The following is a 19907-nucleotide window of genomic DNA, read 5'->3' as shown; positions in this document are numbered from 1 at the left end:
ACCGGAACTGATGCAGCAACGGAGGCACACCTGTGATCTATCGTGAGGCCGGTGAGTTCAAAACGAGCTATTCCGAGGACAGCCGAACCTTCCCGATCAGGTTTGACCGTATTGCCTATTATGCGCTGTTGGTGGTGGCATTTGGCATGGTGCCGTTTTTCATCAACGACTATTGGGCCAACGCGGTTTTGCTGCCCGTTTTGATCTGGTCGGTGACGGCGATCGGGTTGAACATTCTTGTGGGTTATTGCGGACAATTGAGCCTCGGGACCGGCGGTTTCATGGCTGTCGGGGCCTATGCCTGCTACAAGTTCATGACCGGGATGGACATTTATCTGCCCGGTGGGGACGGGGAATGGGTGCGGTATGCCCTGCCGCAGATGAATATTCTGGTGTCCGTTCTTCTGGGTGGAGTGGTGACCGCGCTGGTGGGTTTGCTGTTCGGATTGCCGAGTTTGCGGATCAAGGGGTTTTACCTGGCCGTGGCGACGCTGGCTGCGCAGTTTTTCCTCGTCTGGCTCTTCAACAAGTGGGAGTGGTCCTACAACTATTCCGCTTCCGGCCAGATCACCGCACCGACGCGTGGGTTTTTCGGGTTCGAGGTCTCCGGCCCAACGGCGGCTCCGGCGGCGAAATACCTGTTTTGCCTGACGATCCTGTTTGTTCTTGCCTGGGTGGCGCGAAACCTGACGCGGGGGCGCATCGGGCGGTCCTGGATGGCCATTCGGGATATGGATATCGCGGCTGAGATTATTGGGGTCAATCCGCTAAAGACCAAACTGCTGGCCTTCGCGGTATCCTCGTTTTTTGTCGGTGTCGGCGGCGCGCTGTTCTTCTCGGTTTACCTTGGTGCTGTGGAGGTCACGGAGGCGTTCGGCATTCAGAAGTCGTTCCTTGTGCTCTTCATGATCATTATCGGCGGGCTTGGTTCGATGTTCGGCTCGTTCGCCGGGGCGGCGTTCATGGTCCTGATGCCGGTCCTGCTCAAGAACATCATGGTCGGGTCGTTTGGCTGGCCCACCGATATTGCAGCGCATTTCGAGTTTTTGATCGTGGGCGCGCTGATCATCTTTTTTCTGATCGTGGAGCCGCATGGGCTCGCCGCGATCTGGCGGACGGTGAAGGAGAAGCTGAGGCTTTGGCCGTTCCCGCACTGAGAATGGAACAAATATACCATAGGGAGGATGCAATGGGATTTTCGAAGACTGCGGCGGTCGCGCTGGCTGCGACACTGGGGGCGACTCCCGTGCTTGCGGATCTGGTGTTTCCGGATCTGAGCTACCGTACCGGACCTTTTGCCGCGGGTGGCGTGCCGTTTTCTGATGGCTATCAGGACTATTTCACTCTCCTGAACGAGCGTGATGGTGGCATAGGCGGCGTGATGACCCGCATCGTTGAGTGCGAAACGGGCTACAACACGGAAAAGGGTGTAGAGTGCTATGAGGCGACCAAAGGGGAAAGCCCACTGGTCTACCAGCCGCTCAGCACCGGTATCACTTACCAGCTGATCCCGAAGGTCACAGCCGACAAAATTCCCATGCACACGATGGGATACGGGCGCACGAGTGCAGCCAATGGTGAGATTTTCGAGTGGGTGTTTAACTACCCCGGTACTTACTGGGACGCGGCCTCCATCATGGTCAAACACGCTTTGGACGTGGAAGGGAGCCTTGAGGGCAAAACCATCGCACTGCTCTACCACAACTCCGCCTACGGCAAGGAGCCGATCCGGACACTTGAGGAACTTTCTCAAAAGCACGGATTTGAGCTGACGACCCTGCCGGTGGACAGCCCTGGTCAGGAACAGAAGAGCCAGTGGCTGCAGATCCGGCGTGAGAAGCCTGATTACGTGTTCTTCTGGGGCTGGGGGGTGATGAATTCGACCGCCGTGCAGGAGGCCGCGAATATCCGCTATCCGATGGACAAGTTTATCGGCGTCTGGTGGTCGGGCGCGGAGCCGGATGTTTTGCCAGTGGGCGAGGGTGCGCACGGTTATAAATCGGTAAACTTCACCGGCGTTGGCACGGATTTCCCGATCTTTGACGATCTGCAGACCTATGTGGTCGATTCCGGCAAAGCCGCAGGTGACGGCAGTAACCTCGGTCAGGTGCAGTACAACCGGGGCATGTTCGCGGCGATGCTGGCGGCTGAGGCTGTGAAGACGGCGCAGGAAATCCACGGAGTTGCCGAGATTGACGCGTCGATGATGCGGGATGGAATGGAAGCCCTGAGCGTGGATGCGGCAACCATGGAGGCGCTGGGCCTGCCTGGGTTTGCACCCGAGGTCAACGTGACCTGCTCGAACCACAGCGGTCCGGGCATGGCCCTGGTGCAGCAGTGGGATGCGGAAGCACAGCGGTGGAATGCGATCACGGATTACATCGCGTCCGATCGTGAGGTCATCCAGCCGCTGATTGATGCCGACGCGGAAGCGTTTGCCAGTGAAAATGGCATTGAACCGCGTGACTGCGGCTGAGGTTCGCATGCAATCATCTCCCGGCCCAAACACGGGCCGGGATGACCGGATGAGGTTACGATGACTGAAATTGCTGCCGGGCAGGAAAGTCTGCTTGAGATCAACAATATCGAGGTGATCTACAATCACGTCATTCTGGTTCTGAAAGGCGTGTCACTTAGTGTCAGGACGGGCGGCATCACGGCGCTGCTCGGTGGAAATGGTGCGGGAAAGACGACGACGCTGAAAGCGGTTTCCAATCTTCTGAAGTCGGAGCGCGGCGAAATCACCAAGGGTTCGATCCGATATCACGGACAGTCGCTTGCCGAACTGAACCCGTCGGACGTGGTCAAGCGCGGCGTGATCCAGGTGATGGAGGGTCGGCACTGCTTTGAGCACCTGAGTGTCGAGGACAATCTGATGACGGGTGCCTATACCCGCACGGATGGCGCGGCGGCAATTAAGCGCGATCTCGACATGGTTTATGACTATTTTCCGCGTCTGCGGGAACGCCGTACGAGCCAGGCAGGTTATACCTCGGGCGGTGAGCAGCAGATGACGGCAATTGGACGTGCCTTGATGAGCCGCCCGGAAACCGTTCTGCTGGATGAGCCGAGCATGGGGCTGGCGCCGCAGTTGGTCGAGGAGATTTTCGACATCGTGAAAGACCTCAATGAGAAGGAAGGCGTGAGTTTCCTTCTTGCGGAACAGAACACCAATGTTGCGCTGCGCTTCGCGCATTATGGCTACATACTTGAGTCCGGTCGGGTTGTGATGGACGGGCCCGCCGCCGAGTTGCGGGAAAACCCGGATGTAAAGGAATTCTATCTTGGCATGGGCGACGAGGGGCGGAAGAGCTTTCGCGATGTGCGGTCCTATCGCCGGCGCAAAAGATGGCTGAGTTGAGGGAGTGGGATGCCGGATTATTTTGACGAACTGGAAACGAGGAGCGCAGACGCGCGTCAGGCGGCACTGGCGGAGACGTTGCCGGGTCTGGTCGCCGACGCCCAGGAGACGGCCCCTGGTTTCGCGAAGCATTTGGAAGGTATCGATCCGGCCGAAGTTTGCGACCGCACGGCATTGGCGAAGCTGCCCGTTTTGCGCAAATCGGCGTTAATGGACGCGCGGGAAGCCGGAGAGCCGTTTGGTGGATATGCTGCGGGTCCGGTCAGCGGGTTTGACTATGTGTTTCAGAGCCCGGGTCCAATCTATGAACCGGGGTCCCGCAGTGCCGACTGGTGGCGTCTGGGGCGCTGTGCGCATGCGAGTGGAATTGGCGCGGGTGACATCGTGCAGAACTGCTTTTCCTATCACCTGACGCCCGCAGGCATGATGTTCGACAGTGCCATTGCTGCGGTGGGGGCAACGTCGGTGCCGGCTGGAACGGGTCAAACGGACCTTCAGGTGCGCGCGGCGGTGGATATTGGAACAACTGCCTACGCGGGAACACCGGACTTTTTGAAGGTCATACTCGACCGGGCGGAGGAGATGGGCCTGTCTCCTGCGATCACCAAAGCCGCGGTATCGGGCGGAGCGCTGTTTCCCTCATTGCGTCAGGAATACGCGGATCGTGGTGTGTCCTGTCTGCAGTGCTATGCCACGGCGGATCTGGGGCTTATTGCGTATGAAAGCTCCGCGATGGAGGGCATGATCGTCGATGAGGGCGTGATCGTTGAGATTGTGCGTCCGGGAACCGGTGATCCCGTGCCGGAGGGAGAAGTCGGTGAGGTTCTGGTGACGTCCTTCAACCGGGATTATCCGCTCATCCGATTCGCGACCGGGGATCTTTCGGCGGTGTTGCCCGGTGCCAGTCCGTGCGGGCGCACGAATATGCGCATCAAGGGCTGGATGGGGCGGGCGGACCAGACAGCTAAGGTGAAGGGAATGTTCGTGCGGCCGGAGCAGGTCGCGGAATTCGTGGCGCGGCATCCCGGTGTCGGAAAGGCGCGCGTGGAAATCGACCGCGAGGGCGAGCAGGACCGGATGCGGGTGAGGGTTGAGGCCGATGGCGGCAATCTTGAGGCGCTGATGGAGAGCGTTCAGGCGGTCATGAAGCTGCGGGCTGATGTTGAGGTGGTGGTTCCTGGCACGCTGCCGAACGATGGCAAGGTCATAGATGACCAGCGGGATTATTCATGACCGGGGAGTGTGAGGGCCCGAATCAAAAAAGCCGCACGGTTGGTGCGGCTTTTCGATCAGATCGCTGCGATGTCTCAACCCTGACGGGCTTTGAACCGGCGCTGGGTCTTGTTGATCACATAAACCCGCCCCTTGCGGCGCACGACGCGGCAATCGCGATGGCGCTGCTTCAGGGAGCGAAGCGAATTACGTACCTTCATGGCCTCTCTCCTTTTTGCGGCGCGCGGACGGAGCCTGCGCCTGGTGTCGTCATGCCCCTTTCGGAGCCGTTCAAATCCCCCGGGAAGGGAATGGTGGGCGTAACTGGGATTGAACCAGTGACCCCTTCGATGTCAACGAAGTGCTCTCCCGCTGAGCTATACGCCCGTAGTCCGGATCCCGAAGTCTCCGTAACGTTCGGGGCTCTATATTCAAGAGCGCGATCCTGTTCAAGCCCTTTTGCGCCCGGAAAGGTTTGCAGTTGAACTATTCGGGAACTATGGCTGTGGCATGAGTAATACGGTCTATACATTGCGGCTCCCGAAGGGACCTGGTTCGTGCGTGATTTTTAGTTCACCACACAGCGGAACCGGGTTCCCGAATCCCTATGGCGACCGTCTTTTGCTGAATCCGCTGCAAATCCGCTCGTCGGAGGATGCCTTTGTGGATGAGCTTTTCGGCGCGGCGCCGGATCACGGCAGTCCGCTGATTTCGGCACGCCTTTCCCGCGCCTGGGTGGATCTCAACCGGGCTCCCGGCGAGCTGGATCCGGCCCTGATTGAGGGAGCACCGAAAGGTTTCGTGAATTCGAGGGTTGCTGCGGGACTTGGTGTGATTCCCCGTGTCGTTTCCGAGGGCCGTCCCATCATATCCGGGAAAATATCCATGGATGACGCCGTTGGGCGTGTGGTTGGTGTCTGGCAGCCGTATCACCGGCAGCTTCAGTCCCTGATTGATGAGGCGCGCGGAAAGCATGGACGCGCGATTCTTTTTGACTGTCATTCGATGCCGGATGACGCGCTGTCCTCCACGACCAGTGTTTTTGGCCGGAAACCGGATGTGGTTTTGGGTGACCGGTTCGGCGTGGCCTGTGGGCGGTGGCTTGTTGAGGCGGCAACCGCAATTTTTTCCCGGGAGGGGTTTCGGGTCGCAAAGAATGCTCCCTTCGCCGGTGGTTACATCACGCAGAACTACGGGCGTCCGAGGCGCGGGGTTCATGCATTGCAGATCGAGATCAACCGTTCGCTCTACATGCATGAGGCGCTGGTCCAGAAATCCCGGGATTTTGACGCAATACGGGCGCGGCTTACGAGAGCTGTTGGTGAACTGACCCGGTTGGGAGCGTCGCCGACGCAGGTTGCTGCGGAATAGAAGCGTTTGGGTGCCCCAGGCGGAGAAAAGCCAGCTTCCTGTGATCTTTGAAACGGTTTGGGGTCGTTTCGATTCGCGTTGAGAAAAACGATTGGGGGCCAGGTTCCCTGTGAGGCTTACGTAAATTACTGTAAATGCCTGTTATGGGTTGATTAATTTCCGTACCTGATATTACCTGAGAGACCACAAAAAAAGAGGCCGTGCACAATGCACGGCCCAAGTTTAGGGAGGAAACGCCCAATGGGCGTATATGATGCAACGCATCATGAACCTAATCTATGTCGCAGCGCAGCATAGTCAAGGGTGGCGGCTGGCAATCTTCGCTTTTTTTCGATTTTGATCGATTCTGCCCAATTTTTTCGCATCTTTCTTCACCGTTGCACATTCAAGGCGTTTTAGAAGCCGAATAATCGTCCATTTTTTGGGTTTAGCGGGTTTTTGCGGTGGGTGTCGGGAGAGGTCCGCGCACCGCTGATTCAGCGAATTGAGCGTCCGAAGATGATTGAGTCGGATCCAAATTTGGCACGGATCTTGTCGGCTGCGTGTTCAGCGCCAATCCGATTGCCGGATGTAGGGTCAAGCAGATCGGCTTCGGTTTCAGGCTCAAGGACCTCCACCAGATCCGAAATGCCCGTACCGATAAGCCTGAAGGGCCCATGCGTCAGGTTTTGATGCAGCAGGTTCTTCGTGATGCGGAATATCCTGTCGGCCATATGCGTGGGGGCATCGAGTGTCATCCGTCGGCTGACGATGCGGTGATCGTGTGTTTTGAGTTTCAGGAGCACGACCCGGCCGGACAGGTTCCTTGCTTTGGCCCGGGCCGAGACCTGTTCGCAGAGGTTCCAGAGGTGCCACTCGAGGTCTTCTGCGGCCGATATATCCTCGAAGAAGGTATTCTCATTGGTAATCGATTTGACCGGTCGATGTGCCGACACGGAGCGCCGGTCGTCACCCTGACTGAGGTGCCATAGACGGTCGCCGAGAGTTCCGAAAGATTTGATGAGATCCTTGCGGTCCCGGCGGCGCAGGTCGGCAATGGTCTGAATTCCGGATTTTTGCAGCGAACGGGTTGCGGACGGTCCCACTCCCCAAATGATATTGATGGGCTTGTCGGCGAGAAAATCCAGCGTTTCGGCCTGACCGATCACGGAAAACCCTCGCGGCTTGTCGAGGTCGGACGCAATCTTGGCCAGAAACTTGTTGTGGGACAGCCCGATCGAAACCGTGACGCCGATCTCCTCGTGAATCCGTCGCTGCAGGCGGATGAGTTGCTGTGCCGGAGAGCCACCGTGAAGGCGTTCGGTTCCGGTCAGGTCCAGAAATGCCTCATCAAGGGAAAGAGGTTCCACCACCGGTGTCAGTTCCTCGAAGAGGGCTTTCACCTGTCGGGAGACCTCCACGTAGCGCGACATGCGCGGCTTTATGACTACGGCGTCGGGGCAGAGGCGATTGGCCTGGAACATCGGCATTGCCGAATGAACGCCGCGTATGCGCGCAACGTAGCAGCAGGTGGACACCACGCCACGTTTGCCGCCGCCGATGATAACGGGCTTGTCGGTCAGTGATGGGTCATCACGCTTTTCAACCGCGGCATAAAAGGCGTCACAGTCGATATGGGCAATAGAGAGAGTGGAGAGTTCCGGGTGGTTTAGCAGCCGCGGACTGCCGCAGTTTGGGCAGCGCGAGCCACCCGAAAACTCCGCAAGACAGTCACGGCAGATCACCCGGTTTTCCATGGAGGTCGAATAGCAGCTTTGCCGGCCGTGGGGAATTCGCCTTTGATCGAATTCCGCTCAAGACATTGGGGCGGTTACGCGGCCTTCTGCTCCGCCTCCGCCAGGATCGGGAGCAAAGCCGCCCACTGTTCCCTCGGCTGTGTTGCGCCGCTTTCCTGCAGCAGGGTGCGAATACGTGTGCCAAATCCCTTCCGAAAGGCAGCTTCGAGCCGCAGAACCTGGGATTGGTTCAGGGCTTCAGGTTTCGCGATAACGCCATCAACCAGGTCGTGGAACTGCGCGAATTTGCGGATGTTACACCTGCGCCGCGCGTTTGCGTCCGGAAATAGGCTGGCCACGGCATCATCATGATTCGGGAAGAGCCTTTGATCACATGCTGCCTGGACGAGCCGGCCGAGTTCCATCGGTGCCAGCTTTCCGGCCGCTTCAGCAGTTTTGATCGCCTCGCGGAGTACGTGCGGAACCGAACAGCTGTCGTGAACGACCGCAGCTATGTTGTTAGGTTTATGACCGGAGGTTCCGGGGTTTGTATGCCTGTTGGCGGGAATGGGAGCCTGTCCGCAAATCAGCCCGTATCTGAATCGACGCGACGGGCGGGAAAGCTCAAAGACGTGCAGAACCTTCCCGGCACAAACCCCGTTGAATGTATCCCCCTGCATTTGAAAGGAAGGAAATCCCCGGAACAGTACCTCCTCGTCGATCTCCGTGAAGGGAATGTACTGAATTTGGTTCGGCATGCCGGTCTCCACACATCGTTGCTGGGAGACACTAATCTGTTACGTGCAGTGTTGCTCCGCGATCACGGGGCAAGGGCGTGCCGGTTACTAAATCCTGGCAATCTCGCTGAGAATGGCTTCCGCTGCCGCACGTGGGTCAGGTGCGGCGTAAACCGGCCGCGCAACCACCAAGTGATCCGCTCCGTTTTTGAGGGCTTCCGCAGGCGTGGCGATGCGCTTCTGGTCACCGGCGGCCGAGCCGGCAGGACGCACTCCGGGCGTAACAATAAGTTTGCCCTCGGCTTCGGGCAGCGCCCGAACCGCGGCTGCCTCGTGTGGGGATGCAATGACCCCATCCGCGCCGGCCCGGAACGCCGTTCGGGCACGCTCGACGACCAGATCAGCCATGTTGCCCGGTTTGATCAGGCAGTCATCCAGATCGGAGCGGTTCATGGAAGTCAGGATGGTCACCGCGAGAATTTTCAGCGGTTTGGTGCCGCGCCCTTCCGCGGCGGCCGTAACCACGTGCGGATCGCCATGGACGGTAAGGAAATCCAGATCGTACTGGGCCAGACCACGGACCGCGCGTTCCACGGTGGCGGGTATGTCGAAGAGTTTCATGTCGAGAAAGACGCGCTTGCCGTTTTCGGTAAGTTCATTGGCCAGTGCGAGTCCGCCACCGGTGAGCATTCCGAGGCCGATTTTGTAGAAACTGACACTGTCGCCGAGCTTTTCCGCGATCTGAAGGGCTTCCAGCGCGTTTGGCACGTCCAGGCCAACAATCAGGCGGTCGTCCGACATGTGGGATCTCCTCATGGAATGGATTTCCATGCGGTTGCCCGGTCACGTCGGGAAAGTCAAGGTTGCCGCCAGCTGGGAACCGGCAGCAACCTGTCGTCCAAATCAGGCGTCCCGGTCGGGAATGTTCAGTGCGGCCTGCGATGCCGGACGGTCCAGAGCGCGGGCGACCCAGGCTTTGACGTTGGCAAAGCTGTCGAGTTCGACGGCCTCATTGGCACCATAAAAGTCCAAGGTGCGGATCCAGGGCCAAATTGCCATATCGGCAATGGTGTATTCGTCACCCATGATCCATGTTCGGCCCTCAAGCCGCTGGTTCAGGACATTGAGCAGGCGCTTTGTCTCGTCGATGTAGCGCTGACGTGGGCGCGGGTCCTCAATGTCAGCGCCTGCAAACTTGTAGAAGAAGCCCAGCTGACCAAACATCGGACCGACGCCACCCATTTGGAACATCAGCCACTGAATGGTCTCATAGCGCTCGGCTCCATCCTTCGCCAGAAAACGTCCGGTTTTGTCCGCAAGGTAGATGAGAATGGCGCCGCTCTCGAAAAGGCTCAGCGCCTCGCCGTCCGGTCCATCGGGGTCGATAATTGCGGGAATTTTGTTGTTCGGGTTCAACGACAGGAACTCGGGCGTGGTTGTCTCATTCAGTTTGACGGTGTGCGCCTCGTAGTCGATCCCGATTTCCTCCAGCATGGCCGAGACCTTGATGCCGTTGGGCGTGGGGAAAGAATAGAGCTGCAACACGTCCGGATTGTCCGCAGTCCAGCGTGCGTTGATCGGGTGATCGGCCACCGCATTTGATTTCGAGTCCAGCATAAGGTCGTCTCCCTGCCTTGGTTGCGTTTCCCAGCCACTTAAGTGAGGCCGTTTTGGAAACAACCGCTTCCCGCGGAATAGTGAGTTTCCCAAACGGAAACGGCGAATTTTGGCCGCCGAAAATTTTTTGGCTATTTGCAGCTGTTGTTTTCTTGCAACGGTAGGTTGATGTTCCTATCTGAATTTCAAGGCTTTCAGCGAATGTGCCGCCGAGCGGGCGTTTGCGGGGAAAGTGCTGAGAGGAGATCAAGATGAACATGGAAAAGTTTTCCGAACGGGCCCGTGGCTTCATTCAGTCGGCCCAGACAATTGCTCTGCGTGAGGACCACCAGAGGTTCCTTCCCGAACATATTCTAAAGGCCCTGCTGGACGATGAGCAGGGCATGGCGGCCGGATTGATTACGCGCGCCGGTGGTGACGCCAAAAAGGTCTACGGTGCCGTGGAACTGTCGCTCGGTAAGCAGCCGAAAGTTTCCGGCAGCGGTGGCGGCCAGGTGTATATGGACGGCCAGACCGCCAAGGTGCTGGCTGAGGCGGAGAAACTGGCGGACCAGGCTGGTGACAGCTATGTCACTGTTGAGCGTTTGCTGACCGCGCTTGCCGTCACAAAATCCGGTGCCAATGACGCGCTGAAAGAGGGTGGCCTGTCCGCCCAGAAGCTCAACGAGGCGATTAACGACCTGCGCAAGGGCCGTACGGCGGACAGTGCGAACGCTGAGGAAGGGTACGACGCGCTGAAGAAGTATGCGCGTGACCTGACGGAAGCGGCGCGAGAGGGAAAAATTGACCCCATCATTGGTCGCGACGACGAAATTCGCCGCACCATGCAGGTTCTGAGCCGTCGCACCAAGAACAACCCAGTTCTCATCGGTGATCCTGGCGTGGGTAAAACCGCGATTGCCGAGGGTTTGGCTCTGCGGATCGTCAATGGCGATGTGCCGGAATCAATCCAGAACAAGCGGCTGTTGTCGCTGGATATGGGTGCGCTGATCGCTGGCGCGAAGTACCGGGGTGAGTTTGAGGAACGCCTTAAAGCCGTTCTCAACGAAGTGACGGATGCCGCAGGTGAAATCATCCTGTTCATCGACGAAATGCACACACTCGTGGGTGCCGGTAAGGCGGACGGAGCGATGGACGCGTCGAACCTGCTGAAACCGGCGCTTGCCCGTGGTGAGTTGCACTGCGTTGGTGCGACCACGCTCGACGAATACCGCAAGCACGTGGAAAAGGATGCGGCCCTGGCCCGGCGGTTCCAGCCGGTCATGATCGGTGAGCCGACGGTTGAGGATACGATCTCGATCCTGCGTGGCATCAAGGAGAAATACGAGGTTCACCATGGAGTGAGCATCACCGACTCTGCGCTGGTTGCGGCTGCGACCCTGAGTGACCGCTACATCACCGACCGTTTCCTGCCGGACAAGGCCATCGATCTCATGGATGAAGCCGGTTCACGCCTTCGCATGGAGGTGGACAGCAAGCCTGAGGAACTTGATGCAATCGACCGCGATCTGTTGCAGAAACAGATTGAGGCCGAAGGCATCAAGAAGGAAAAGGATGAGGCAAGCCAGGAGCGTTTGCAGAAGCTTCTCAAGGAGATTGCCGCGCTTGAGGAGGAATCCATTCAGCTTACGGAACGCTGGACCTCGGAACGTGACAAGTTGAAGGGCTCCGCGGAGCTGAAGGAGCAACTCGACAGCGCGCGTAATGATCTGGACAACGCCAAACGTCGCGGTGATCTTCAGAAAGCGGGTGAGCTCGCCTATGGTGTCATTCCGCAACTGGAGCAAAAGCTTGCCGCAGCCGAGGCTGTCCAGGACGATGATGTCATGGTCGAGGAAGCGGTTACGCCCGAGCATGTGGCAAGCGTCGTGGAGCGCTGGACCGGTATTCCGGTTGACCGGATGCTGGAAGGTGAGCGCGAGAAACTTCTCCGTATGGAGGAGGAGCTTGGCACACGGGTGATTGGTCAGAAAAAAGCCGTGGTTGCGGTCTCCAATGCTGTACGCCGTGCGAGGGCCGGGCTGAACGATCCGAACCGACCTTTAGGCAGCTTCCTGTTCCTTGGACCGACCGGTGTTGGTAAAACCGAGCTGACCAAGACGTTGGCGGATTTCCTGTTTGATGATGATCAGGCAATGGTTCGTATCGACATGTCGGAGTTCATGGAGAAACACTCCGTGGCACGCCTGATTGGTGCGCCCCCGGGATACGTGGGCTACGACGAGGGTGGCGTTCTGACCGAGGCCGTTCGGCGTAAACCGTATCAGGTGATCCTGTTCGACGAGGTCGAAAAGGCGCATTCAGACGTGTTCAACGTGCTTCTGCAGGTTCTCGATGACGGTCGTCTCACCGACGGACAGGGCAGGGTGGTAGATTTCAAGAACACCCTGATCGTTCTGACCTCCAACCTGGGCAGCCAGGCGCTTTCGACGCTTGGTGACGGTGAGGATGCCGAATCCGCGCGGGATCAGGTCATGGCGGCCGTGCGGGCGCATTTCCGCCCCGAGTTCCTGAACCGCCTCGACGAGATCGTGCTGTTCGACCGGCTCAGCCGCGAGAATATGGATGGTATCGTTAGCATCCAGCTGGGCATACTTGGCAAGCGTCTTGCAGGGCGGAACATCACGCTCGACGTGGACGAGGCGGCCATGACCTGGCTTGCCGATCGCGGATACGACCCGGTTTACGGTGCGCGACCCCTGAAAAGGGTCATACAGAAGTCCGTTCAGGACCCGCTGGCTGAAAAGCTGCTGTCCGGAGAGGTCCGCGATGGGCAGGTGGTGCCGGTATCCGTGGACGCGGATGGTCTTTATGTCGGTAAGTCGACGGCCACCCCGCACGTGGTTCACTAAAGCCGGTCAGGCATATCCGGAACTGAGTGGAAGCCCCGTTGGTAACAGCGGGGCTTTCTACTTGAGGTGGAATCGTCTCCGCAACGGTACGCAGCACTCAGGTGAAATGGCTCAAATTTTCCAGGCCGGTTTCGATTAATGGAATTCAACCTTGAGTTTTATCAGATGGTTAATTCCCGCAAGCGACTGAACTAAAGCGGAATTTTCACTGCGGCTTCCGATTTTTACCACTTTTTCAATTAGTTCTACTAAAAATCGCTTAGATTATTTTACTCTTTCGATACCGTAATATGAAAATTGTAGGAAACCTCAGGTTGTTCGGTTTCCTGCCTGTTTGCTTGGTGTCGTGGAGTATTTTAGGCATGTCTTTTCAGGATCTGGAACTCGAAGTCCCGATATTTTTTCAGGGGCGGGGAACAAAACGGTTTCTCAAATCCGACCTCAATGGGATCAGATGGTCGCCCGTTTTCCGACTTTATAAAACCACGTTCGATATGTGCTGCGCGCTTGCCGCAATGCCGGTTATTCTCCTGCTTGCGGTGCTCCTTCTGATTGTGAACCCGGTCTTGAATCCTGGTCCGCTGATGTTTGTGCAAAAGCGCATGGGCCGAAACCGGCAGGCGTTTTACATGTACAAATTTCGTACCATGCTGCCGTCCGGGGACACGGCACGCGGCCCGGAAGCTGGGCTTGAAACCGACCGGATCACGGCGCTGGGCGGTTTTCTCAGGCGGACACGCGTTGATGAGCTGCCCAACTTCATCAATGTTCTCTTGGGTGAAATGAGTGTAATCGGACCGCGCCCGGATGCCATTGAGCATGCGGAGTATTTTTCGCAACTGATCGGCCACTACAACGAGCGTTTTCGCGTGAAGCCGGGAATTACAGGACTGGCGCAGATTGAGCACGGGTATGCGGATGGAGCGGAGGCGACGGCGCTAAAGGCAATGTACGATCAGCGCTACGTCGAAGCTTCCTGCGGACGCCTGGACGTGTACATAGCCCTCCGCACGATTTTCGTCATGGCCAGTGGGTTTGGAGCGAAATAGGCGTCGGTTTTAAACCGCCACTTTACTGTCCTCCAGGATCATGTCGCTGGCTTTCTCACCAATCATGATTGCGGGAGCGTTGGTGTTGCCTGAGACGATCTCGGGCATGATGGAACAGTCCGCGACCCGTAGTCCCCTGATGCCATGTACCCTGAGACGGTCATCCACAACCGTATTGGGGCCTTCTCCCATCTTACAGGTACCCGTGGGGTGATAGATCGACGATGAGTTGTTGCGCGCCCAGTCGAGAGTGCCCTCGTAATCGTCCATGTCCAGTGAGCTGTCGGGCCGGAATTCCTCTGATATTTTGGAATCCAGAGGCGCGTGACGCGCAATTCGGCGGGCGATTTTGACCCCTTCCACAATCGTGCGGCAGTCCGTTTCCGACGAAAGGTAGTTCGGGTGGATTTTGGGGTATGTGGTGGGATCCGGCCCGTTCAGCACGATCTCGCCGCGGCTCTCCGGGCGAAGCTGACATACCGACATGGTGAAGGCTGAGAATGGATGGACGCCCTCGCCGGGGCTGTCGGCGGACCACGGCTGAACATGGAACTGAATATCGGGAGTTTCGACCTGGGGCCCTGTTTTCAGGAAGCCGGTGGCAAGACTTGCGGCCATGGTCATTGGGCCGGCCCGGAAGAGGGCGTATTTCATGGCAATTCTCGCCTGGTTGAACAGGCTGCGAACCTCGTCATTGAGCGTGGGCTCGTTGCATTTGAAGACCAGACGGGCCTGGAGGTGGTCTTGGAGGTTTTTGCCGACTGCAGGCAGTTCCTTTCTGACGTCGATTCCGTTTGCCTTCAGTTGTTCCGGTTCACCAACGCCGGAATGCATCAGCACCTGGGGCGAGCCGATGGCGCCGGATGAGAGAATCACTTCGCGGTTGCTGTTGATGGTGTGAACCGTTCCCGCTGCATCCGCGTAGGTGACGCCGGTTGCGCGGCCCGACGAATCAATCTCAACCTTTCGCACCTGAGCTTTGGTGATGATTTTGAGGTTTTTTCGGTCTTTGGCGGGTTTCAGAAAAGCGACCGCGGAGCTGCACCGGCGGCCGTTTCGGGCCGTCAACTGAAAGTAGCCGACACCCTCCTGATCCTTCCCATTATAGTCCGGGTTGAAGGGGTATCCCGCATCCTGCGCAGCCGCCACCCAGGCGTCGCAGATGGCCCGTTGCAGGCGCATGTTCGATACCGCGAGCGTCCCATCAGTGCCGTGGAACTCGTCCGCGCCACGCTCCTGAAGTTCAGACCGTTTGAAGAGTGGCAGAACATGTTCCCAGCCCCAGCCGCGGTTTCCCATCTGTTGCCAGCGGTCATAATCCTGTGGTTGTCCACGAACATAAAGCAATCCGTTAAGGGATGAGGAACCACCCAGTACCTTGCCCCGTGGCCAGTCCAGACGGCGACCATTCAGACCCGGATCAGGCTCGGTTTTGTAACACCAGTCCACGGACGGATTGTGCATGGTCTTGAAGTAACCGACCGGAATATGGATCCAGGGGTTCCAGTCCCGTCCACCCGCTTCGAGCAGAACCACGCTGTTGGCCGGGTCCGCGCTCAGTCGGTTTGCGAGAACGCATCCAGCTGAACCCGCACCAATGACAATGTAGTCGGTGTTGGTCGTTTCCATCCCCAAGCTCTTTTCTTTGTTTGATGTGGCGCCATGTTTTCCTTGCCAGAGTGAAATTAGTGTATTAAAAATGATACTACAAGTCTCAATAACAAACCGGGAGGAACTATCATGTCATTGGCTGCCAAACTTGGCGGGCTGTCTCGCCGCGATCTTTTCAAGGTCGCTGGACAGTATGGAATGTCGTCGACGCTGCTCGCTGCGGGTACGCTGGGCGGGACGGTTTCGGTCGCGTCACTCGCAAAAGCTGCTGAATCAACTTACGAAAAGCGCTTCGCCAAGGAAGCCAAGCACACGCTCAAATTTGGTGCGGCGGGCTTCAACGCCCGTAACCTTCTGATTGAGCGTGCGGGCGCGTTGGAGTTCGCCCGCGACCTTGAATCCCGTACCGACGGCGAAATCCGGATCGAGTTTATCGGCGACAACCAGATCTGTGGTCAGCCCAACTGCGTGGAAAAAACCCAGCTGGGCATTACCGACATCTATGCGGCCTCGACCCAGAACTCTGCGGGTGCGGCGCCCTACCTGAACGTGCTGGATTACGCGTACATGTTCCCCAGCCGCGCCTCTCAGTATTATTTCCTCTACAGCCCGGAGAGTCAGCGCATTCTGCGCGATCCGTTTGAGAAGCGGCATGGCATGAAGTTCCTGTTCAGCCATTGTGAGCTTCGCGGTATCCAGTTAGGTCTGGGTGCCCAGGACAAGCCGACGGTCACCAAGGTTGAGGAGCTTTTCGGCACCAAAAACCGAGTCACAGGCACCCAGCTTGGCCGTATCGCCATGCAGCTCCTGAACCTCAATCCGGTGCCGGTGGCCTGGGAGGAAACCCTCGACGGACTTAAAACCGGTCTGATTGATGGCGCGGAAACCTGGGCTTCCGCCGTGGCTTACGCGAACATGGCCCCGGTTGTGTCCCAGTCCGTGGACCTCAAGTTCTTCTGCGGAACCGAGCATACGGCCATGTCGGCGAAGGTCTTTGACAGCCTTGATGGCTATCTGCAGGACGCCGTGATGGAATCCGCCTATCTGGCACAGGTTCACGTTCAGGCCGCCAATGAGGCTGCCCTGGTGAACACGGTCGGTTTCTCCGATCCCCAGCTTCCGAACACGATTTTCGCGCAAAACAACGTGCGCAACGCGTTTCTTCCGCCCGAGGAAATCAAGGTCGCCGAGGAGATGTGTTCGCCGGAGTTCAATCCCGATCCCTGGAGCCAGTGGCGTGAGCGCATCAACAACTGGGCGGGCGGTATCGATACCTATGATGCCATTTACAATGTGGCACGCGAGATTCCGGTCGACATGCTGGCTGAGAACGTTGAGCCCCGCCGCTGGTGGAAGGCCTGACGATACCTTCCGGTGGGTGGCCACGCTGCCATCCACCGGCACACTGAACACAAAACCGTATCGAGGCACGCCACGGGCGTAGATAAGCTGCTCGTGGGGAGGGGCAGGTCATGATTGGTAACATCGGGGAAATAATCAGCGCGCTGTTCGCAAATGACGCGTGGATGCTCAGCGAGGCCCTCAGAGGACCCGGAGCCTGGGTGCTTGGCGCTCTAGTCACGTTGCTGGGAGGGCTGTTTTTTCTGGTACTCTACAGCAAAATTCCCTGGGTGGAACGCAAGCTGGAGAGCACGATCATGGTCTCCACGTATCTTTTGATTGGTGCCATCATCTTCGTTGAGGTGTTTCGCAGGTTCATTCTGAATGTCCAGGCGCCGTGGTCGACCACATTGCCGCCTTTCCTGTTCCTCATCATGACCTGGGCCGGGTGTGCCTATAACGTGAAACTCCGGACTCATCTGGCCTTCGCGGAATTTCGTGCCTCAATGCCGCGTCCTTTACAGTTTTTCTGCCTGTCGCTCGATTTCGTACTCTGGCTCGGTTTTTCGTGGGTTGTGATCGTCACGTCGACACGGGTTGCTGCAAACTCGGCGTCCAACTTCCAGATCCTGCTCGGGACGGACAACGTCCTGCAGTGGTGGTTCCTGATTTCCGTACCGCTCAGTTTTGTTCTGATCGCGGCAAGGGCGATGGAGAACTACCTCATTGATGTAGAAAACCTGCGAAACGGTAATCCGTTGATTGGCACTGTCGCGATCGGGGAGGGCTGAAGATGACGGATGGAAACTGGATTACGCTTATCTCACTGGGTGTCACCGTATTCTTCATGCTCGGCGTGCCGGTGTTTCTTGTCATCGGATACTGGGTGATCGGGTTGAGCTTTGTGCTTGGTTTGCCGCTCGATAATATCGGCGCAGCGCTGGCCGATGTGTTTACCGATGGTTTCGCGCTTCTGGCGATGCCGCTCTTCATTCTGACCGGCGACCTCATCAACCGCTCCGGTATCGCGCGAAGACTGTCCGACTTTGCCTATTCCTGTCTCGGCTGGTTGAGGGGCGGACTTGCTATGGCCAGCATCGGGGCCTGTGGTCTGTTCGCCGCGATCTCAGGATCCAACTCGGCAACAACCGCAACCATCGGTTCCATGCTGCATCCGGAGATGGTCAAGGGTGGGTATGACGAGCGCTTTTCCGCAGCGACGGCCGCTGCGGGGGGTACGGTCGGCATTATCATTCCGCCGTCAATCATCTTCATCGTTTACGGTTTCTTGATGAACCTGCCGATTTCGGAGCTTTTTGTGGCGGGTATTATTCCGGGTGCCATGATGGTTTTTGGCATGATGCTGACCGCTTTTGTGATCTGCTCGCGAAATGGTTGGGGGCATCTGATCAGTCTCGATTTCGCCCGGGTGATGAAAACCGCGGTCGGTGCGTGGCTCGGCTTCTTTGCAATCGGTCTCGTGCTTTGGGGTATTTACACGGGCAAATTCTCTCCGACAGAGGCGGCCGGTGTGACTGTCGGGTTCTGCATCATTGTGGGGTTTGTAAGCCTTCCGATCCACAAATTGATGGGATCGCCGGATGAGGACCGCCCCGTGGCGCATCGCGGATTCGGCGAAATGCTGGTGGTGAAGGGGTTCGGGCCACTGGAATTGCCGTCGATCACCATGCGCTCCGCGCAGATCGCAGGCATTCTCGCGCCACTGATCGCGGTGTCGGTCGTCATGCAGCAGATCCTCTCGGTTCTCGGGGCCCAGGAATTTATTGGCGACTTCGTTCGCGGGATGGGGGATTATTACGCCGTGCTCTTCACCTCCATGGCCATCGTGTTTGTGGCCGGAATGGTTCTCGAAAGCCTGCCGGTGACGATAATCCTCGCACCGATATTGGCGCCGATCGCGCATTCGGTTGGCGTTGATCCCCTGCAGTTTGCGGTGATTTTCCTCGTGGGTGCATCGATCGGCTTCATTACGCCGCCATATGGTTTGAACCTTTATGTGGCATCCGGGGTTACCGGCGTTCCATATTTCAGGCTTCTCAGGTATTCGGTGTTCTATCTTGTGGCGTTGCTTGCGGTTTGGATGGTCGTGGCTCTTGTCCCGGCCCTGTCAACCGTGCTTGTTCCAGGTTCTTCAGGGTAAATGCTGATTTTGGCAGGTGATGATAAGTGAAAGACGGTTCAGACAATTCCGGTTCCATTCCAACCAACCTGCGGCTTCTCTTCGTCCTGGAGGAAATGGCGCGGATCGGAGTTCCGGTTACACCGACTGAACTGAACCAGTCACTGAACCTGCCAAAACCCACCATCCACAGGCTCTTCTCCACATTGGAGCAGGAAGGCTTTATTCAGCGCGAAATTGACGGGCGATCCTATTCGCCCGGCGCCCGGCTCCGGCGGATGTCGACGGGGATACTCTCCTCGCTTCGCATCAGGACCGCGCGGGTTGCGATACTTACCGATCTTGCCGAGCAGGTGGGTGAGACCGTCAACCTCGCTCTGCCGGATCGTGACGCGATGGTCTACATAGATCGCGTGGAGACAAAATGGCCACTTCGTATCCAGCTTCCGGTGGGTACGCGCGTTCCGTTTTACTGCACGGCCAGCGGCAAGATGTATCTCAGCACGCTGAACCGCCGTCACCTGAAAAGCTATCTTGAAGCAACCGTTTTTGAGGCCCGCACGCCCGGAACCCTGGTTTCGGCCGACGCCGTGTTGGAAGAGGTCAGCCGGATACGTGAGCGGGGCTATTCCACCGACGACAGTGAATTCATGGAGGGCATGATTGCCGTGGCAGTTCCAATCTACGGATCCGAGGGCCGGCTCGTTTCGACCCTTTCGTTCCACGCCCCGGCGTCCCGCCTTCCACTGCGCGACGCGGAGCAACATGTGGAAGTCCTGAAAGGTGCGGCGTCGAGGTTGTCGGTGCTCATCGGTGGCGCCGGGGACGAGGCGGACGATCTAACCCAGGAGGACTAAAAAATGCAGGTAGCTCCGGTTTCTCCGGAACTACCTGCTCGCCA

At 57.8% G+C, this 19907-nt stretch carries 17 protein-coding genes and 1 tRNA gene; 11 read left to right on the top strand and 7 right to left on the bottom strand.

Annotated elements, in window-relative coordinates; translation table 11 throughout:
* The first annotated feature begins 32 nt into the window (after positions 1–32).
* The 4 genes from ACP15P_RS11935 to ACP15P_RS11920 are packed head-to-tail and all read left to right on the top strand — an operon-like array spanning position 33 to position 4594.
* Positions 33–1157 carry a branched-chain amino acid ABC transporter permease gene (locus ACP15P_RS11935; RefSeq protein ID WP_424928693.1) on the top strand — a complete coding sequence of 375 codons (1125 nt, stop codon included), beginning with the start codon at positions 33–35 and terminating at the stop codon, positions 1155–1157.
* A 32-nt stretch (positions 1158–1189) separates the two neighbouring features.
* A complete protein-coding gene (locus ACP15P_RS11930; RefSeq protein WP_424928692.1) occupies positions 1190–2476 on the top strand; it encodes an ABC transporter substrate-binding protein in 1287 nt (428 codons plus the stop codon).
* 60 nt (positions 2477–2536) lie between these two features.
* Positions 2537–3361, top strand: a complete 825-nt coding sequence (locus ACP15P_RS11925) for an ABC transporter ATP-binding protein (protein ID WP_424928691.1) — start codon at positions 2537–2539, stop codon at positions 3359–3361.
* A gap of 9 nt (positions 3362–3370) precedes the next feature.
* The gene (locus ACP15P_RS11920; RefSeq protein WP_424928690.1) at positions 3371–4594 is read left to right on the top strand and encodes a phenylacetate--CoA ligase family protein; all 1224 of its coding nucleotides are present in this window, start codon (positions 3371–3373) and stop codon (positions 4592–4594) included.
* A gap of 74 nt (positions 4595–4668) precedes the next feature.
* Here ACP15P_RS11920 and ykgO read toward each other — a convergent pair whose 3' ends face one another.
* Both ykgO and ACP15P_RS11910 read right to left on the bottom strand, forming a co-directional pair.
* The gene (ykgO, locus tag ACP15P_RS11915) at positions 4669–4794 is read right to left on the bottom strand and encodes a type B 50S ribosomal protein L36 (protein WP_010141322.1); all 126 of its coding nucleotides are present in this window, start codon (positions 4792–4794) and stop codon (positions 4669–4671) included.
* Positions 4795–4885: 91 nt separating this feature from the next.
* Positions 4886–4960 (bottom strand) — tRNA-Val (locus ACP15P_RS11910).
* Positions 4961–5134: 174 nt separating this feature from the next.
* Here ACP15P_RS11910 and ACP15P_RS11905 point away from each other — a divergent pair.
* A complete protein-coding gene (locus tag ACP15P_RS11905) occupies positions 5135–5944 on the top strand; it encodes an N-formylglutamate amidohydrolase (RefSeq protein ID WP_424928689.1) in 810 nt (269 codons plus the stop codon).
* A 476-nt stretch (positions 5945–6420) separates the two neighbouring features.
* Here the strand turns inward: ACP15P_RS11905 and ACP15P_RS11900 are convergent, their stop codons facing one another.
* From ACP15P_RS11900 to ACP15P_RS11885, 4 genes are all read right to left on the bottom strand, one after another.
* Positions 6421–7668, bottom strand: coding sequence for a DNA polymerase IV (locus tag ACP15P_RS11900; protein WP_424928688.1), 1248 nt, complete (start codon positions 7666–7668; stop codon positions 6421–6423).
* 86 nt (positions 7669–7754) lie between these two features.
* Positions 7755–8417, bottom strand: a complete 663-nt coding sequence (locus tag ACP15P_RS11895) for a hypothetical protein (RefSeq protein WP_424928687.1) — start codon at positions 8415–8417, stop codon at positions 7755–7757.
* 87 nt (positions 8418–8504) lie between these two features.
* A complete protein-coding gene (gene pyrF, locus ACP15P_RS11890) occupies positions 8505–9197 on the bottom strand; it encodes an orotidine-5'-phosphate decarboxylase (RefSeq protein ID WP_424928686.1) in 693 nt (230 codons plus the stop codon).
* A 102-nt stretch (positions 9198–9299) separates the two neighbouring features.
* Positions 9300–10013, bottom strand: coding sequence for a glutathione S-transferase C-terminal domain-containing protein (locus ACP15P_RS11885; RefSeq protein ID WP_424928685.1), 714 nt, complete (start codon positions 10011–10013; stop codon positions 9300–9302).
* Between the two features lie 251 nt (positions 10014–10264).
* On the opposite strand from ACP15P_RS11885, the gene clpB reads away from it, so the two are divergent.
* Positions 10265–12865, top strand: a complete 2601-nt coding sequence (gene clpB / locus ACP15P_RS11880; protein WP_424928684.1) for an ATP-dependent chaperone ClpB — start codon at positions 10265–10267, stop codon at positions 12863–12865.
* Between the two features lie 314 nt (positions 12866–13179).
* Positions 13180–13914 carry a sugar transferase gene (locus ACP15P_RS11875; RefSeq protein ID WP_424928683.1) on the top strand — a complete coding sequence of 245 codons (735 nt, stop codon included), beginning with the start codon at positions 13180–13182 and terminating at the stop codon, positions 13912–13914.
* A gap of 9 nt (positions 13915–13923) precedes the next feature.
* On the opposite strand, the gene ACP15P_RS11870 is transcribed toward ACP15P_RS11875, so the two are convergent.
* Positions 13924–15543: a GMC family oxidoreductase gene (locus tag ACP15P_RS11870; protein WP_424928682.1), complete on the bottom strand. Its 1620-nt coding sequence runs from the start codon at positions 15541–15543 to the stop codon at positions 13924–13926.
* Between the two features lie 111 nt (positions 15544–15654).
* Between ACP15P_RS11870 and ACP15P_RS11865 the strand changes: the two genes are divergently transcribed.
* The 4 genes from ACP15P_RS11865 to ACP15P_RS11850 all read left to right on the top strand — a co-directional run bounded on the left by ACP15P_RS11865 (position 15655) and on the right by ACP15P_RS11850 (position 19863).
* Positions 15655–16887 carry a TRAP transporter substrate-binding protein gene (locus ACP15P_RS11865; protein ID WP_424928681.1) on the top strand — a complete coding sequence of 411 codons (1233 nt, stop codon included), beginning with the start codon at positions 15655–15657 and terminating at the stop codon, positions 16885–16887.
* Between the two features lie 110 nt (positions 16888–16997).
* The gene (locus ACP15P_RS11860) at positions 16998–17657 is read left to right on the top strand and encodes a TRAP transporter small permease (RefSeq protein WP_424928680.1); all 660 of its coding nucleotides are present in this window, start codon (positions 16998–17000) and stop codon (positions 17655–17657) included.
* 2 nt (positions 17658–17659) lie between these two features.
* Positions 17660–19027, top strand: a complete 1368-nt coding sequence (locus tag ACP15P_RS11855) for a TRAP transporter large permease (RefSeq protein WP_424928679.1) — start codon at positions 17660–17662, stop codon at positions 19025–19027.
* Between the two features lie 26 nt (positions 19028–19053).
* The gene (locus ACP15P_RS11850) at positions 19054–19863 is read left to right on the top strand and encodes an IclR family transcriptional regulator (protein ID WP_424928678.1); all 810 of its coding nucleotides are present in this window, start codon (positions 19054–19056) and stop codon (positions 19861–19863) included.
* Positions 19864–19907 lie beyond the last annotated feature (44 nt).

Source organism: Amaricoccus tamworthensis (assembly GCF_049800875.1).
Taxonomy (GTDB): Bacteria; Pseudomonadota; Alphaproteobacteria; order Rhodobacterales; family Rhodobacteraceae; genus Amaricoccus; species Amaricoccus tamworthensis.
The sequence above is the reverse complement of the archived record's forward strand: the minus strand, read 5'-3'. Positions and strand labels throughout refer to the sequence as shown.